This is a genomic window from Apibacter sp. B3919 (assembly GCF_026537405.1).
Classification (GTDB): domain Bacteria; phylum Bacteroidota; class Bacteroidia; order Flavobacteriales; family Weeksellaceae; genus Apibacter.
The window spans coordinates 66,570-84,076 of record NZ_JAFNMG010000001.1 but is presented as its reverse complement, the minus strand read 5'-3'; the positions used below and the strand labels follow the sequence as shown (position 1 = coordinate 84,076).

The 17,507-nt window shown below is 30.6% G+C and carries 15 protein-coding genes; 8 read left to right on the top strand and 7 right to left on the bottom strand.

Annotated features, from left to right (window positions below; all coding sequences use genetic code 11):
- Window positions 1-90: 90 nt before the first annotated feature.
- Window positions 91-504, top strand: a complete 414-nt coding sequence (locus J3U20_RS00365) for a hypothetical protein (RefSeq protein WP_160543142.1) — start codon at window positions 91-93, stop codon at window positions 502-504.
- Window positions 505-790: 286 nt separating this feature from the next.
- On the opposite strand, the gene J3U20_RS00360 is transcribed toward J3U20_RS00365, so the two are convergent.
- Window positions 791-1,225, bottom strand: a complete 435-nt coding sequence (locus tag J3U20_RS00360) for a helix-turn-helix domain-containing protein (RefSeq protein ID WP_160543143.1) — start codon at window positions 1,223-1,225, stop codon at window positions 791-793.
- Window positions 1,226-1,370: 145 nt separating this feature from the next.
- On the opposite strand from J3U20_RS00360, the gene J3U20_RS00355 reads away from it, so the two are divergent.
- Window positions 1,371-1,655, top strand: coding sequence for a hypothetical protein (locus J3U20_RS00355; RefSeq protein ID WP_160543144.1), 285 nt, complete (start codon window positions 1,371-1,373; stop codon window positions 1,653-1,655).
- An 18-nt stretch (window positions 1,656-1,673) separates the two neighbouring features.
- Here J3U20_RS00355 and J3U20_RS00350 read toward each other — a convergent pair whose 3' ends face one another.
- Together J3U20_RS00350 and J3U20_RS00345 are read right to left on the bottom strand one after the other, a co-directional pair.
- Window positions 1,674-1,961: a hypothetical protein gene (locus J3U20_RS00350; RefSeq protein ID WP_160543145.1), complete on the bottom strand. Its 288-nt coding sequence runs from the start codon at window positions 1,959-1,961 to the stop codon at window positions 1,674-1,676.
- Complete coding sequence (locus J3U20_RS00345; RefSeq protein ID WP_160543146.1) at window positions 1,958-3,304, bottom strand: MATE family efflux transporter; 1,347 nt, start codon at window positions 3,302-3,304, stop codon at window positions 1,958-1,960. The genes J3U20_RS00350 and J3U20_RS00345 overlap by 4 nt, the downstream gene beginning before the upstream one ends.
- A 246-nt stretch (window positions 3,305-3,550) precedes the next feature.
- Here J3U20_RS00345 and J3U20_RS00340 point away from each other — a divergent pair, with 246 nt between their 5' ends.
- On the top strand, window positions 3,551-4,546 hold the full coding sequence (locus J3U20_RS00340; RefSeq protein WP_160543147.1) for a cation diffusion facilitator family transporter: 996 nt from the start codon (window positions 3,551-3,553) through the stop codon (window positions 4,544-4,546).
- Window positions 4,547-4,549: 3 nt separating this feature from the next.
- Window positions 4,550-4,864: a hypothetical protein gene (locus J3U20_RS00335; protein ID WP_160543148.1), complete on the top strand. Its 315-nt coding sequence runs from the start codon at window positions 4,550-4,552 to the stop codon at window positions 4,862-4,864.
- 85 nt (window positions 4,865-4,949) lie between these two features.
- Here J3U20_RS00335 and J3U20_RS00330 read toward each other — a convergent pair whose 3' ends face one another.
- Window positions 4,950-6,149: a DegT/DnrJ/EryC1/StrS family aminotransferase gene (locus J3U20_RS00330; protein ID WP_160543149.1), complete on the bottom strand. Its 1,200-nt coding sequence runs from the start codon at window positions 6,147-6,149 to the stop codon at window positions 4,950-4,952.
- 408 nt (window positions 6,150-6,557) lie between these two features.
- Here J3U20_RS00330 and J3U20_RS00325 point away from each other — a divergent pair, with 408 nt between their 5' ends.
- Window positions 6,558-11,612: a T9SS type B sorting domain-containing protein gene (locus J3U20_RS00325; protein ID WP_160543150.1), complete on the top strand. Its 5,055-nt coding sequence runs from the start codon at window positions 6,558-6,560 to the stop codon at window positions 11,610-11,612.
- Between the two features lie 334 nt (window positions 11,613-11,946).
- On the opposite strand, the gene J3U20_RS00320 is transcribed toward J3U20_RS00325, so the two are convergent.
- Window positions 11,947-12,792 (bottom strand): carboxymuconolactone decarboxylase family protein, encoded by an 846-nt coding sequence (locus J3U20_RS00320; protein WP_255448196.1) that lies wholly within the window; start codon window positions 12,790-12,792, stop codon window positions 11,947-11,949.
- A 50-nt stretch (window positions 12,793-12,842) separates the two neighbouring features.
- Window positions 12,843-13,661 (bottom strand): AraC family transcriptional regulator, encoded by an 819-nt coding sequence (locus J3U20_RS00315; protein WP_160543151.1) that lies wholly within the window; start codon window positions 13,659-13,661, stop codon window positions 12,843-12,845.
- A 256-nt stretch (window positions 13,662-13,917) separates the two neighbouring features.
- Here J3U20_RS00315 and J3U20_RS00310 point away from each other — a divergent pair, with 256 nt between their 5' ends.
- Both J3U20_RS00310 and J3U20_RS00305 read left to right on the top strand, forming a co-directional pair.
- Window positions 13,918-14,130: a heavy-metal-associated domain-containing protein gene (locus tag J3U20_RS00310; protein ID WP_160543152.1), complete on the top strand. Its 213-nt coding sequence runs from the start codon at window positions 13,918-13,920 to the stop codon at window positions 14,128-14,130.
- Between the two features lie 147 nt (window positions 14,131-14,277).
- Window positions 14,278-14,727, top strand: coding sequence for a MarR family winged helix-turn-helix transcriptional regulator (locus J3U20_RS00305; protein WP_160543153.1), 450 nt, complete (start codon window positions 14,278-14,280; stop codon window positions 14,725-14,727).
- 119 nt (window positions 14,728-14,846) lie between these two features.
- On the opposite strand, the gene pdxY is transcribed toward J3U20_RS00305, so the two are convergent.
- Window positions 14,847-15,707 carry a pyridoxal kinase PdxY gene (pdxY, locus tag J3U20_RS00300; protein WP_160543154.1) on the bottom strand — a complete coding sequence of 287 codons (861 nt, stop codon included), beginning with the start codon at window positions 15,705-15,707 and terminating at the stop codon, window positions 14,847-14,849.
- A 230-nt stretch (window positions 15,708-15,937) separates the two neighbouring features.
- Here pdxY and J3U20_RS00295 point away from each other — a divergent pair, with 230 nt between their 5' ends.
- The gene (locus J3U20_RS00295; protein ID WP_160543155.1) at window positions 15,938-17,488 is read left to right on the top strand and encodes a Do family serine endopeptidase; all 1,551 of its coding nucleotides are present in this window, start codon (window positions 15,938-15,940) and stop codon (window positions 17,486-17,488) included.
- Window positions 17,489-17,507: the final 19 nt, after the last annotated feature.

Below are 17,507 nucleotides of genomic sequence, written 5' to 3'. Positions count from 1 at the left end.
ATTTTTATATTCAACTATATTTACAACAAAAAACATTCAGATTTTATTGAATCGAAGAAAAAGACTTCAAAATATAAACCTGTAAAAATCATGAAAATTAATATAACTGCTATGACAGAAATAAATTGGGATGATAGTGTTTTAAAACAAAGGTGGTTTGATGTGCTTTATAAGAAGTTTAAAAATGTGTCTACACAAAATATAAAATATTTTCTTACCACTGTTAAGTATGAAACAAAAGAAGAGCCTAAAATTAACTATTCTAATTTTATAGGTTCTTGTTCAATTATATTATCGTTACTTTTAGCTTTTTTAAGTACTTTTCAATATTCATCTTTTCAAAAGTTAGAAATTATAAATATAGTCTTTCTAGCTTTATTTTTTTGTTTCATTATATTATTTATTATTTATCAAAATTATTTCTCCAAAAAATCTAAATATAAATTATATAAAAGATGGCAACAGGCATTTGAATATATATTATATAAAAGAAAAATTGAATAAAAAACGTATCGAAAATCCAATATTATTATTAAGTAATTTTTTTGTTATACAGTTGGAAAAATTGATAATTACTTATTGTTTTAAATAATTTAACAAATATATAATATTCTGTTTAACAATAACTTTCAGAATAAATTTTGTAAAAATTAATAATTAAAAAAATTCATTAACTTATTATAAGAAACAAATATTGCTTATCCAGTCAATATATATTATATGTTTTTTTTATTAATGAATGGATTAATAATAAACCAATATCTTAATTATTTTAGCAGCCTAAAACAAACTATTTATTCAATAATCTCTCAATCAACTCATTTTTTTCTTGAATCATGCGTTCATAGAGCTCTTGCTTTTCTTTGTAAAGATCTTCTTTTTCGGTATAAAGTTCTACGATTTTATCAATCGGATTAAAGTTAAATGTAAATTGATGACCTATAGAATTATCACTTAAATCTTGACTGTGAAATGTATTTGCAATAAAATTCAATGCGCCTTCATCATTGAAATTTTCAATCGCCTCTACGGGAATTTTAAGAATTTGAGCGATTTTTTCAAGAGTTTCTTTTTCAATTTCTTCTTTGGCTTCCAATTTAGATACTCCTGCTTGCGTTATATGTAATTCAACGGCTAAAGCATCTTGTTTAACGCCTAACATTTCGCGCAATCTCTTTATATTTCTTCCGTGATGTACTTTTTTAGAGCTAATATCAGCATTCATGGTTTGTTTCGTTTTATCTGTTTACAAAATTATAAAATTATACGAATTAAATAAGATATTCTTCGGTTGTTGTGCGAATTAACATTTTATAATTATTTATCTTATCTAGGTGTCGTTACTTTGCTTGTATAAATATAATTAAAATATGAAACACAAGCCTTATATACATATACAAGATTTAATCAATGAATTAAAAAAAGATCACGCTAAACACAGTGAATATGCAGGTATCGGAAGTTATAAACATTTAGGGTTTACTATTCTTTCAATGCTAAATAGTTGTCAAACGCATTTGTTTTCTTTGGAAAATCAAGGTTCAAAGGAAGAAGAAGAAATACGGATTGATATTTATAACCTTTTGGAATTAATAAAAAAACTTCTTCCACATCTCGAATTTGAATTTTTAGATAAGGTATTAGTCGAAGACTAACGAAATTGGAATACGCAATTATACTTTAAAAATATCTTGAATTAGTTGTTGCACCCTTTGGGTTGAATAATAATACAAAAACATTTTATAATTAAGCAAATCCATGACCTCAACTTTCCAAATATATTTGTTGTACGATTGAATTCTAATCTCCATTGAAGCATCAACAAACAAACCCAAAACAGCATTTTCAATCGAATTTATTTTAGAAAAAATTTCCAGTACTTGCGATTTTAATGCAGGTAAAGCCTCTTCCCTTTTAATAGAAAGTAATTTAGAACTATTTTCTAAATAAAGTAAAATCAATGGTTAAATTTCTTTTTATCTTTTGTAAGAATATGAAAACGCCATAACAACATCACGGCAGCAAATCCTAACCCGATACACAAACCGATCCAGGTTCCCACAGCTCCCAATTTTTGTTGGATGCATAAATAGTATCCTATGGGAATAGCTAAGATAATATACGCTATAAAACAAATAAGTGTCGGAATTTTCACATCTCTCATGGCTCGTAAACAGCCTAAGCTTACCACTTGTATACCGTCAAAAATTTGGAATAAGGCCGTTAAAATCACTAATCGTGATGCAATAGCAATAACTTCGGTTTTACTTTTATCAAAAAATATTAACGGAAGTTGATCTTTATAAATAATAAAAAGTATACCGCATATCGTCATAAACCCGACAACCAAATATATATTTGCCATCCCTGCTTTTTTTAGATCCGCCATATTCTTTACTCCATAATATCCTGCTACTCTAACGGTTGCTGCCACACCAAAACCGGTACATACTTGAAAGGTTATAGAGGCCAAATTGGATGTTACCGAATGGGCGGAAGTATCTAAATAGCTGTGCATTCCTGCAATAAATGCAGCAAGAGCAAACGAACTTATTTCAAATAAAGACTGTAATGAAGAAGGCAACCCTATGGAAATAAGTTTACGAAAATAGGCCGTTTGAAAATTTTTCCATTTAACCCCTTTTAAATAAAATAATGATTTTTTGTTGGTATATAAAACCACAATAATAATACACATCATTAAAGTACGCGCTATTAAGGTTGCTGTTGCAGAACCTTTCAATCCCATTTCCGGCAATCCCCAATAACCATAAATTAATCCGAAATTCAAGATAGCATTTACAATATTAGATATAATGGTTGCGATGGTAACTAAACTAGTCATGGAAATACCTTCAGAAAATTGTCTGTAAGATTGAAAAATCATTAAAGGCAATAAACTCCATGCGCTTATATTGAGGAAAGTGATTGCATCGGGAATTACGGATACATCTTGTCCTGCTTTGTACATCAAAGGAGAGCACAACTCAAGTAAAAGAATGACCCCTAAGGCCAAAGATACATTCAAAACCATTCCGTGAGTGAATATTTTTTTCACTCGGTCTGTGTTTCCATTGGCTACGGAAGAAGATATAAGAGGCGACATGGAATAGGAAAACCCTAACAAAAAAACCAAGAAAATGAAAAACAAACTGGTTGCCAATGAGGATGAGGCTACGGCTTTTTCTCCTAACTTTGCTAAAATATAAATATCAATAAAATTCACGGAAACTTGTCCTAATTGAGTAATTACAACAGGTAATGCTAATTTAATATTTGCTTTAAAATGTCCTTTTAAATCCATTTGATTTTATTAGAGCCTGCAAAGATAGTGAATTAACAGAAATTCAATTACCGGGCTTTCTAAATCTTTATACTAAAAATCTAAAATAATTTAATTTTATAGAATAAAATCTATTGTATCAATGGCATTTTGTATTATACAGAAGTCAACTTTTAAATTTTCAAGAATAATATCAGTATTAATGAAACAAAAGATGTACCTTTGCACTGCCAGGCATTCGCCATTATAAATGTAATACACTAATACATGAATACCCCTGCAAAAGAAAATTATTTTTTTCAGAAAATTGTGGTTATTGTCGGAACGGCTTTATTTATTATTAAAGTTATTGCCTGGCAGCTTACCCATTCCATAGCGATTTTAACCGATACGTTGGAAAGTATTATTAATGTTGCTGCCGGATTATTTTCACTATACAGCCTTTACCTATCTTCCAAACCCAAAGACAGAGACCATCCTTACGGACATGGCAAAATTGAATTTATTTCGGCCGGGATTGAAGGAAGTCTTATTACCGTAGCCGGTGTGCTAATTATTTATGAATCGGTACTTAATATTTTCAACGTTCATGAAATACGCAAACTGGACTTTGGAATTCTTTTAATTACCGTGACCGGACTGGTGAACTATATTATGGGAGTTGCCGCCATTAAGAAAGGTAAAAAAAATAAATCTTTGGCTTTAATTTCGGGAGGAGAGCATTTAAAATCAGATACGTATTCCACCTTAGGACTTGTACTGGGTCTTTTTGTCATGTATTTTTTTAAAATATACTGGATGGATAGCGTGATAGCCCTGATTTTTGCTTTGATTATTATTTTTACCGGGGTTAAAATTATTCGTAAATCCTATGCGGGAATTATGGATGAAGCCGATGAAGAATTGATCGTTCAATTAGTTGAAACTTTAAATAAGAACAGAAATCCGAATTGGATTGACATTCATAATGTACGGTTTATAAAATACGGAAGCAGCTTACATCTGGACTGTCATTTAACCTTGCCCTGGTATTTTAATGTAAGGGAAGCTCATAAAGAATTAGATGCGCTTAAAAAGATAATTATTGATAACTTTGGCAACAGTTTTGAAATGTTTGTTCACGTTGATGATTGCTGTGAATTTATTTCCTGCAAAATTTGTACAAAAACCAATTGCCCGTATCGTAAATATCTTTTTGATAAGGAGGTTTTGTGGACAAAAGAAATTATTGAGATTGACAAACGCCATAAATTAGATAAATAAAATATGAGTAAGAAAAAAAATTATTTACGTATTGAAGAAACTATTTTTAAGTCTTTAGGAAAAATTGGATATATCATTATCTTTACTTTAGTATTTTCTCTCGTAATGGTGTTGGTAGATTTTATACTTCATTGTTTTGTAGATAATCATTATACTTCTAAATTCTTATTCTCAGGGGAAATTCCTTTTTCAAATTGGATCAACTTAATGTGGAAAAATTATTCTTTCTCCTTATTTAAAATAGTTTTCTTTGGCGTTATATTTATTATTTTGGGCTTTTATAGAAGCAAAGCTTTAACGAATGAATTTTCTAAATAGATCTAACAATTAAAATTACACTAAAATAAAAAGCTGCTTCCTGATTAGAAAGCAGCTTTTCTATTTATAAAAATATATTCTAATTTTATTTTTTAGTTAAAATGCTTGAAACGGCAGATTTTATAATTTCTGCTTTTTTAGCTAATTCTTCATCATTCCACAATAAGGAAATAGGAATGGTTACCGTTTTGCTGATAATATAATCTGATTGTGAATAATCTGCATTCGCATAATTTGGTAACAATTCTTTGTGCTCTTTATAAAGAGGGGCTAACGATTTCAGTAATTTCAAATGATCCCATTTTCTGATATAATGCCAATTGTTATCATACCAATAAGCATTGCCAATACCTTTGCTGCTTAATTCAAGCGATACTTTTTTTGCTAATTCTTGGCTAGGTAAAAATATACTTAAAAAAGAAGCATTATCTCCCGCTTCATCCGGTACTCGTCTGAAATTAACACCCTCAACTTCCTTCAATGCATCTTTTAATACTTTTTTATTTTTACGTTGTATGGAAAGTATTTGATCTAATTTTTCAAATTGAGCAAGACCTACAGCGGCGTGTAACTCAGAAATTCTGTAATTTAATCCTAAATACGGATGATTTTCGGCGCCTCTATTATTTCCGATATGATCATGTCCGTGATCCGTATATTGATCGGCATGTACATAGTACTCATCCTTATTGGTTACTACGGCTCCTCCTTCTCCACAAGTTACGGTTTTAACAAAGTCAAATGAAAAGCATCCTAAATCTCCTATAGTTCCCAAATATTTACCTCTATAAGTACCTCCAAATGCTTGACATGCATCTTCAATTAATAATAATTTATATTTTTTTGCCAATTCTTTCAATGCGGAAATATCTGCCATAGCTCCACACATGTGTACGGGCATAATCACTTTGGTTCGGGAAGATATGGCTTTTTCTACAGCTTTGGGATCTAAGGTTAACGTGTCGTCAATGTCAACCAAAACAGGAATTGCTCCCACGCTTAATACCGCCTCGAAACTAGCCACAAAGGTAAAGGTTGGAAGTATCACTTCATCTCCTGCTCCAACTCCTGCAGCATTCAAAGCCGTTAATAAAGCACTTGTACCACTACTGGTAAGTTGTGCATGACTTACATGCATTCTTTTTTGAATGGCCTGTTCAAACTCTTTTGCCTTCCAATGATTATTCCTTGCGGATTCAAAGTTATAACGCATAAGAATACCACTTTCAATAACATCGTTCAGGTGTTTTTTTTCTTCTTCACCCCAAAGCTCATATCCTGGCATAATAAAACTATTTTTATATTATTTTTTTTGTTAAAAATGTTAAACAAAGGTAACAAATTGACTGAAAAGAATCTTTATAAAAACAAATAAAAAAAAGTTAATACCTGAACTATTTCACTATAGATTATTTACAAATTTAGGAGCTGAACTCCCGTTTATAAAGGTAAAAAACAGTAATCAAGATTTTATATTTTCCCTATTAGAAATAAAATACCAACTATTATATTAACTAATTTTATTAAATTATAAAATATCTAATTTTATTGCATAAAATTTATTAAATATTTAAATATTATCAATTTTTATTCATAATAATTTATTTTATTTGAAAAAATATTTAAAATTATATAAAATTAAATGTTAATAATTGTTAACTTTGTTAAACTAACATTAACATTAAAAAAATACATGAGCACACAGGCTCCATACCGTTTTTTCATTTTATTATTATTATTCTTAGGGATTTTTAATTCAATTCCTGCACAAATTATGACAAGCCCTTCGGTGACGATAAAAGATCATAATGGCCTGAAAAGTCCTGTTACCATTGATTGTAATTATAAATTCAATGAAAACCATAAAATTTTACTCAAGGCTGAATATCCGGAACTAAAAAACACATCTTCCTATGCTGTAAGCTCTATTCCTTTTAATCCGGTGGGAACATTTTCTGAAGGTCAAGAAGTTATCATTGACAGTGATGATAAATGGAGCAACGCACAAGAACTCCCTTTTAATTTTTGTTTTTACGGTAATACTTTTAACTCTATAATTTTAGGTGATAACGGAGTCATCTGTTTTGATACCCAATATGCGGGAACAGAATGTCCTTATGCCATTGCAGGATCTATCCCCGACCCTAATTTAATGCATAATACCATATTCGGGGCTTACCATGATATGACCAATGATAGTGATGTGTTTGGTTGTACTCGTGATTGCGGTAAAATCACCATGTATACGACAGGGATGATTCCTTTCCGAAAAACAATCATAAATTATTATAATATGAATCATTTTGGTTGCGAAAACTCAAAATCGACCGTGCAAATAATACTTTATGAAACTACTAATGTTATCGAAGTCTATGTAAAAGAGAAACCGTTAACTTGTGATATAGGAAATGAAAAAAGAGCACTTATCGGAATCACTAATTCTGATGGATCTGAAGGAGTTTCACCCGATCAAAGAAATACAGGAATCTGGGAAGCCTATCATGAAGCATGGAGATTTGCTCCGCAAGGTACTCCTACTGTTCCTAAAGTTGAATGGAAAGATGCCAATCAAACCCTTCTTCCTTCATCGGAAGTTAATCCTAAAAATTCAACAACTTATTATGTGAACGTATCCTATGCCGGTTGTACTCCGATTACCCTAAATGATGAATTCCAAATTATTTTCGCCTCTGACTTTCCAAAAGTGAAAGATATACAGGTAAATAAATGTTTTGAAGGTATAACTCCAAATGAAGTTATCAATTTAGAAGAATTGATGAAAGAAGCTTCTGAATCTGCTCCCGATGTCATTACCACTTTACATCAGAATATAGAAGAAGCCCATTCAGGTCAACATCCTTTGACGGGTTTAAATTCCTATCCGATTGCTTCTAATTCAAACTCCTTTTATTTACGAGCTTCAAAGGGTAAAGATTGTTATTCGACCTCGGTGATTACCATTCACATGAAAAGAAAACCTTCCCTAAAAGAAATGGAACCTATTATTATTTGCGGTAATGGTGATCAGGATTCTGAAATAATATATTTAAACAATTATACGAATCAAATAAATGGATATGAAGAATGGATGAACCTTGATTTTTATGATTCCTATACTAATGCTTTAAACGGAAATCATCCCATTAGTACCCTTTCGCTTTCTTCTGTGGTAACCGTTTATGCAAAAGCTAGTAATAAAGACTTTGAAGATTGTTTTTCTATCATTCCTGTAACTTTCAAATTTCAAAAAACGATTGCTTCCAAACCTCAAGAAATTATACTTTGTAATGAAGATTTAAAAGGACGAGAAATTTATAATTTGAGATCCTATGAAGCCTCGATTACGGGATATGATAATCTTTCTTTTAGTTATTTTACTTCCGAATCTGATGCTTTACAAAATATAAATCCTATACAAAATCCCGAATCGTATTCGGTTACCAATGAAGAAATTATTTATGTAAGTATATCCGGTCCCGGATATTGCCCTTCTGTAACTACCCTCTCTTTTACTTTTAAAAATACCTTGGTAAATAATATGCATAAATATGTATGCGATAAAAAAACATCGGGATTACATGAAAATCTTTGGGAATATTATAATGACATGAAGAAAGGGCATGACATTGTGCTGGAAGGAATTTACAATTCTTGGGATGGGGCTGTTTCTAAAGATAGTTCTCAACTTATTTCAGATATGGAAAATTACCCGGTTAATTATCCTTTTTCCATAGTTTATGTACGATTTTTTGACAATAAAACTCAATGTGTACATATACGTGAAATAAAATTAGAAGTTATCGATCAAATTGAAAAAAGGCCGAGTTATAACATATGCGATGTAAATAATTCAGGAGAAAGTAAATTTAACCTAAATACGTTAAGACCTATTTTTCTTGCCGGTTATCCTCCATCCTCAATTTCATTTTATGAAACTTTGGATGACTATACTAATGAAGTTAATCCCATAAAAGAAACGATTGTAAGAGGTAAAAAAACTATTTACGTAAAAGTAAAAGTAAACGATGTGTGTAGATATTTTCATAAAATTGATTTGATTTTAAAACCTTTAGAATTATCCGAATGGCAAAACGTATATCTATGCGATAGGGGAAATGATGGAAATGAAATTTATTATTTGAACGATTTAATCAATTTTTTAGGCTTAACCGATTATAGTTCTGTTCAATTCTACAAATCTGAACACGATGCTTTCAAAGAAATACATCCAATTTCTGCTATAGAACCCTATCCTATAAGTATAAGTAATAATAAAGTATATGTTAGAACTAATTATGAAAACAGTTGTCCAAGTATTATACCTGTAGAAATACGTTTATTGGAATCGGTAACAGTTCCTGATTTGAAAACTATTGAGGTTTGTGATACAGACAATAGCCATAACAAAATCGTAAATTTAATTCCGGTGATTGCAGAAAGCGGAGTAGATACGAAACAAATTTCCGTAGAGTTTTATTTAACGGCAGAAGGAGCTCAAAATCAAAACAATAATGAAAAAATTTTAGATCCTGCTGCATTCGCCTTATACAATACTACTACACTATATGTTCGTTTTACCAACAAAAAATCAAAATGTTGTGAAATAAAGCCTTTAAAAATAAAGTTAAATCCTTTTCCTATTGTTTTAAAATATAACTTGGATATCTGTGACTTTAGTAATGATAATGAGGAAGAAGTAATTTTAAGTGAATTAAACTCTCATATAGTTACCAATCCGCAAAGTTTTACTTTCTCCTATTATTTAAATGAACAAGATGCATTAAACAACATCAATACTATTATAAAACATATTATAAAAAATTCAACGCAACTATATGTTAAAATCTCTTCAGGTAAGGAATGCCAGATCATTCAAAAATTAGGTTTTACGTTACAATCTTCTCCTTTAGTTAAAGATAAAATTGTTGAAATATGTGACAACAATGCCGATGATACGGAAATTGTCGATTTAACCTTATATGAAGAAGATTTAGTAACTGCTTCCCGATCAAATTATCAATACTCATATTACACTTCATATGAAAATGCGTATGCTGATAAATTTAGTATTTCCAATACAAAAGAATACGTCATTCAACCATTTCCTACTACCATTTATGTAAGAATTACGAATTCTTCAGGATGTTTTTCCATTGCAAAGCTCACTTTTAAAAGTGCAGAAAAAGTGTTAGCTCAAAATAAAAAAATACATATTTGCGATGAGGGATCAGATATGCAAGAATATGTTAATTTAACCAACTATATATCTGATGTTTTAATTACCTCGGGCCAAAATTTAACTATTAATTATTACAAAACCGAGGAAGGGGCTAATAATAGAGACAGCCATACGCTCATAAAAAATCCTGAACGTTATTCTGTTACCTTAGCAAAAGATTATGTATGGGTACGGATGGATAATCCTTCTACCGGTTGTTATACGGTTAGATATTTAGAAGTTAATTTAGAACCTCTTCCTAAACTTATTAATGCTAAATATTTAGTTTGTGATACAGATTTTGACGATATATATAAAGTAGATTTAGATGATCTTCGCTATACCGTAATATTTAACCCCGACGGGTATACATTTTCCTATTATCATTCTCAGGAAGATGCTGTTAAAGACATCAATAAGATCAAAAATATACATCAATACACAGTAAAAAGCTTTAATGAAAAAATAGTACTGAAAGCAACCAATAAATATGGATGCAGTTCAATCAGAACTGTGACCTTGTACACAAAAGATAAAATTAAGGTATCAACTCAATCCATGGAAATTGAAAGTTGTGATGATGACTTTGATGGATTAACATTTTTCAATATCACTACCATGAACTCATCCATAACCAAAGATCCAAAGGCTACTTTTGAATATTTCAGCACTTTAAACGATGCTAAAAACCAAACCAATCCTATTGTAGATCCTTATAATTATAAAAATATTGTACCTTTTAAGGACCAAGTATACGTCCGAGTTTCATCTCCCGATTACTGTCCGGCTCTAAGTGTAATAAACCTTAAGGTTTTACCGGTTCCTGTAAGTACATTACAAAAGAACCTAAAAATATGTCCGAATGGAACTCTTGAACTAGTAGCGGATACAAAAAATCCTGAGGATTTTTACGAATGGAATACCGGAGTAAAAGGATATGATAAACATACAATAACCATATATAAAGCAGGTATTTATACGGTTACCATTACCGGTAAAAACGGTTGTAAGTATACTTATACCACTCATGTAACCGAATATGCTAAAACGAGAATTACAGATTTAAAGGAAGGTAATGATTATATAACAGTAATTGCCGAAGGGGATGCTCCTTTGGAATATTCTATGGATAATAAAAATTGGCAATCCCATAATACATTTTATAATCTAAAACCGGGGATATATACTTTCTATGTAAGATCATTGGCAAACGGTTGTTATTCACCTGAAAAGAAAGGAGTTTTATTTAAGATAAATAATGTGATAACTCCCAATGGAGACAATCTTAATGATGCATGGAGATTATGCGGCTTGGAAAATTTCGACTCACTTCCTTCTCATATCAAAATTTTTGACAGATATGGTAAAGTTGTATTTTCACAAAGTTCTAATTCATGCTTTGTATGGAATGGATATTATTTGGGCAGACCATTACCTACTACTTCCTATTGGTATGTTATTGATATTGCTGACGGAAGACAATTTACCGGATGGATCGTTGTAAGAAACCATAATAATCATGTTGATTAATGAATAAATAGTTCTCATATAAATTTTTATCTTTAAAACACGTACAGGCATATACGTATTCAATTTTTTGAGCAGCGATTATATGTCTGTATTTTTTTATGATTTAACTTCGTAAATACTTATAAAATTTTTTGAAAAGGGTAAGGAATACAAAGTTTAGAGTCGAGGGCATTATAAAAATTTTTGAATTGGTAATTTAAAAGTAAGCCATTCTGAATGAATTAAACAATCAGAAGGCTTAGCGGTTGTTAAGATTAAAATTTAAACTATTATCATTTAAATTTTTAAGACTTGGTGTGTGTAATTAATAAAATATAGCATTTAAAGTGTATTCTTATTTATTATAAACAACTTCTTTAAGAATATTTATTCCGTTTATAGAAGCAGGAAATCCTGCATAGACTGTCATAAGTAGCATTACCTCTTTGATTTGATCAGGAGTTAAACCTATATTCAATGCTCCTTTTATATGAAAATTTAATTGAGATTGAGCATTTCCCAATGTTGCTAAAGCTGCTATGGTGGCAATTTGTCTATATTTTTTATCTAAATTATCTCTTGAAAAAATATCTCCATATCCATATTCAATAACAAAATTAACCAACTCCGGTGAAATGTCTCGATATGCCTTTTTCAGAATATCTTCTTGCTCTTTCTTCAACATGGCTAAATAATCAGCTCCTAACTTATATCGGTCTGTCTCATTTTTAGAAGCCTTTTTACCTTCTTCATCTTTGATTCCTTTTTCTTTTCTTTCTTTAAGGACCTCTCTAAATGCATTCATTCCATTAATACATTTTGGAAATCCACAATATACCGACATTTGCAAAATAACCTCTTTTATTTCATTTATGGAACAACCTACTTGTAAGGCTCCATGTAAATGGACTTTTAATTGAGGTATGGCTCCCTGTGCCATGAGAGATGAGATGGCCGCTATTTCTTTTGATTTATTATCCAGTGCTTTTAAACTATACACTTCTCCAAATGAATATTCAATAATAAATCTACTTAATTCCGGTGAAATATCTTTTAAACTTTCAACAGTTCTGATTCCGGCTTCTCCATCAATTTCTTTTAATTTTTCCCAACCTTTTTGGTAACGTTCTGATTTTTCCATTTGCGCATAACTATTTAATGTTAATATAAATACCACTAATACGGTAAGTAATTTTTTCATTTTGTTTTTAAGCAAAGGTACCGGAGATCAGCACTCTACAGATAGGACTTTTATTTCTGTTTTCGGTACTTTTCCAAAAAGGTTGAAGGAGTGAAATCTGTTTTCTTTTTGAAAATACGTGAAAAATAAGAGGGATCTTCAAAACCTAATTTATAAGCTATCTCGTTAACATTATACTCGCTAAATAGTAATAATCGTTTGGCCTCTGTAATTTTAAGATCTATAATATATTGTTTGGAAGAAATGCCTTTGTATTGTTTACAAATTTCATTTAATTCTTGAGTTGTAACTTTCAATTTTTCAGCGTAATCTTCAATGGATGATGTTTTAAAATTTTCTTCAAAAATTACCATTTTTAAATCGTCTAAAAGAGTATGATGAAAGTTTGTTTCTTTTTTAAATGACAATCTGTTAAGTATGGAATAGAGATAGGGAATTCCTAATTTTATAGTTGTATCGGCTACTTCATCTTTCATTCCAAATTCATGAATAAGGTTCATAAAACAGCTTTCCATAATTTGTATATATGAAGTTGGAATATCTACAAATGCCCTATGATTGTTAATACCCAATTCCAAGCCCAGGCAAGCATCCACCATCAAAATATACCCTTTGCTGTCAGAAGAATACTCCCAATTATGTATCTGTTTAGTATTCACAAGAAAAATACGGTTGGGTTTTATGGGATACTCTTGAAAATCGACAACATAAAATCCGCTTCCATGAGTAAACCAAACCAGAGAATAGAAGGAATGTCGATGAGGCCATTCAATATCCGGATCTTCTGTTCCTTCAAATGTTCCCACAAAATACGAAATGAAATGATTCGGTACCCCTAAGATATTTGCTATTGAATATTCTTTTAACATTTAACAAAGATAAAATATATTGTGAGTGATATAATAGAAATATATTTTTTAAATTTCTGATACTGAACTTAAAAACTAGTTTGAAAACCTAATGATTACCTTTTTTATAATGGAATTATATAATTTATTGACAGTAAAATTTGTATTATTGATTAGTATCAAATATACTTTATATAAAAAGTTTCCATAATTATATAATTTACTTTCATTAATTATAGAGTACATTTGAGATATCAAATAAATTTGAACAATAAATATGAAAAATGAATTAAAATTTAAAACTAATATAGATTGTGGAGGTTGTGTAAAAGCAGTAACCCCATTTTTGTCTAAAGTAGAAGGTATTTCAAAATGGGAAGTTGATACAGCTAATCCGGATAAAATCTTGACTGTAGACTTAGCGGGTGCTACGGAAGAAGAGGTTGTCAATGCAGTAAAAAAAGCCGGATTTACCATTGAGAAAATTTAATTTTTCAATAAAATTGCTAAAAGAACCTTTATTTTTTTAAGGGTTCTTTTTATTGTTATCTTCTTTTTGTTCTTTAATCCTATAATAATATTAATTAACTTTGCATTTTAAAAATTTATATATAAATAAAATATAATTCGGATAGCAATGACTAACTCTGAAAAAGAAAATTCGATCGGTTACCAATTAAGTTATACAGAAAATCTGCACAGGAATCTATTAAATAAAAAATTTTCTACCAATAAGTTAGACATTACTCCCGAACAATTTATTATTTTAGATTTATTAACGGAACATTCTACAGGAATATCCATGCAGAAAATATCAGAAAAAATACACAGAGATAATTCTGCCATCACCCGATCCATTGATATTTTAGAAAAAAAAAATCTGGTAAGCAGAGTCAATGCAGAAAAAGATCGTCGGAAAAAAATTATATTAATTACTGAGCAAGGAATTACACTTTTATATAATGCCAAAGACATAGCAAAGCAATATGCGAAAGAAGTTGCAAAAGGACTAACTGAAAAACAACTTAATGATTTATTTACTATTCTTAAGATTATCCAGAAAAATATAAATGAATCTAATATATAGAAATGCTTTACAAACTTTTTTATATAAAAGGTTTATTCTTCACAACTATGCTTTTTGAAATTTAAAATTTGCGGTAAAAAAAATATGCGTTTTAAGTAATAGCTTACTTAAACTATCAATTATAATTTTACTGCCTCAAACATTTGAGTCGGATTTACAATTTCATCTTGTGCTGCTACCAATTGCAATTCATACTCTCCTTGTCTATGAGTTTCCAGCATAACGGCATAAACAGCAGCAGTTGTATGTTCTAAAACTTCTTTATAATTTTTCCCCAGTAACATATGGGTCAATAATAAACCCGAAGTAAGATCCCCTACTCCAACCGGTTGACGAACACCAAAATCTACTAAAGGTCTTGATATATGCCATTTTCCTTCTGAAGTAGACAATAACATCTCAAATTTATCTGAACGATAGCCTGCCCTGCTTAAGTGTTTAACTAATACAGTTTTTACCCCTTTACTGTGAATTACATCAACTGCAGAAACTACATCTGCAACTGAAGTAATGGTTCGATCGGTTAAAATTTCCAACTCTAATAAGTTAGGTGCCATAATGTCACTTACTCCCATCGCTTCATTTTTAAAAAATTCCGACACTCCGGGAGCTACAATACAGCCCTTTTCCGGATGTCCCATAACGGGATCACAAAAATAAACGGCATTTGGATTTTCATTTTTAACCTTTTTAACTATTTCCAAAATTGATTTTCCTTGTTCGGGAGAACCGATGTATCCGTTTAAAACTGCATCGCATTTTTTCAACTGATGGATGTTGTCGATTCCTTGTACAATATCCAATAAATGTTTGGCTGTCATTACTTCACCCGTCCATTGTCCATATTGTGTATGATTAGAAAATTGTACCGTATTTAATGACCATACTCTAACGCCGCAACGCTGCATAGGAAATTCTGCTGCACTGTTTCCTGCGTGGCCATACACTACATGAGATTGGATGGATAAAATATTTTTCATTAGTTTTACAATTATTAGTTACAAATTTATAAACTTTATTGGCAATTAGTAGTAATTTATAAAGAATTGTTCAGTATGTTCATTTCTCAATATGAAAAGTGAAATAATTAATAAACCATATAAAAGAAGATTAATTTCTTGTTAAAAACCGTTAAAGCAACAAAATAATTGAAATTTGGTATTACTTTTGAAATAAAAAAATCCAGTATTTATTTAAATTAAATTGTACTATGAAAAAAAATAAGTTTGAAATTAAAAAAATAGGTTCTTATATTTTAGTAGGTGCGATAGGGGGATTAATTTCTGCAGGTGCAGTTACCTCCATATCAAAAAATACGAATTTAAATGATTTTGAAATATTTAAAAATCCTACTCATAACGAAAAAGCTTATTTTACTTCAGCTTCTACTAATAACGTAGTTGGATTAAATCCTCCAGATTTAACCATCGCAGCAGAAAAAACTGTGAATGCAGTAGTGAGTGTAAAATGTTATTCTTCCTATGTGCAGCAACAACGCAGATCCTTAGATCCTTTTGATTTCTTTTTTGGAGATCCTTTTAATTCTCAAGGGCAACAAAGACAGCAACAAACTCCAAAAGATTCTCCAAACGGTTTAGGTTCGGGAGTAATTATCTCTAGTGATGGTTATATTGTTACCAATAACCACGTGATTGATGGAGCTGATAAAATAGAAATTACACTTAATAATCAAAAAACATATACAGCCACTTTAGTAGGAACGGATATCAACTCCGATATTGCTCTGTTAAAAATTGATGAAAAAGGGTTAAGCTTTTTAAATTTCTATAATTCCGATAATGTGAGAATTGGAGAATGGGTATTAGCTGTAGGAAATCCATTTGGATTAACTTCAACAGTTACAGCGGGTATCATTTCAGCCAAAGGTCGTAGTTTAGATCTTTTGCGTTCCAATTCCAGAAGTCCTATTGAATCTTTTATTCAAACCGATGCGGCAGTAAATCCCGGGAATAGCGGAGGTGCTTTAGTAAACGCGAACGGTGATTTAATCGGTATTAATACAGCAATTGCTTCTCATTCCGGAACCGGAACATTTGAAGGGTACAGTTTCGCTGTTCCTTCCAACATAGCTAAAAAAGTAGTTGAGGATATTCGCAAATACGGTTTGGTTCAACGGGGTTATTTGGGTATTGGTGCTCTTGACTTGAGTGATGATTCTGCAGTTAAGCAATATAATTCTCAAAATAAAACCAATTATAAATCTCAAGAAGGTGTACTTATCACTGATATTCAAAATGACGGAGGAGCAAAAGATGCCGGCTTGAAAAAAGGAGATATTATCAAGCAAATTGACGGAACGAATATTAAGAACTTCCCTACTCTTTCGGGAGTTATTGGTGAGAAAAGACCGGGTGACCAAGTAAAGGTTACCGTTATACGAGATGATTCGTATAAATCTTTCAATGTTAGAATTAAAGATGCTAAAGGGGGGACTTCGGTTAAAACGAAGAACGATTTAAGTATCGCCGAAAAGTTGGGTGCTGAATTTCAAGAATTGACTGATGACCAAAAGGTTAATTACGGTTTAGAATCCGGTATTGTTGTAACCAGAATCGATTCTAACGGAAAATTGAAATTAGCAGGCATTGGTGAAGGATATATCTTAATGGAAGTAAACGATAAGCCTGTTAATAGTGAAAAAGACATTGAAAAAATATTAAAAAATTATAAAGGAACGGTTTCTGTAAGATATGTAGATCCTTATGGTAGAATCTATCGTAGAGGATTTAAAATGGAATAAGAAATGTAGTTATTGATAT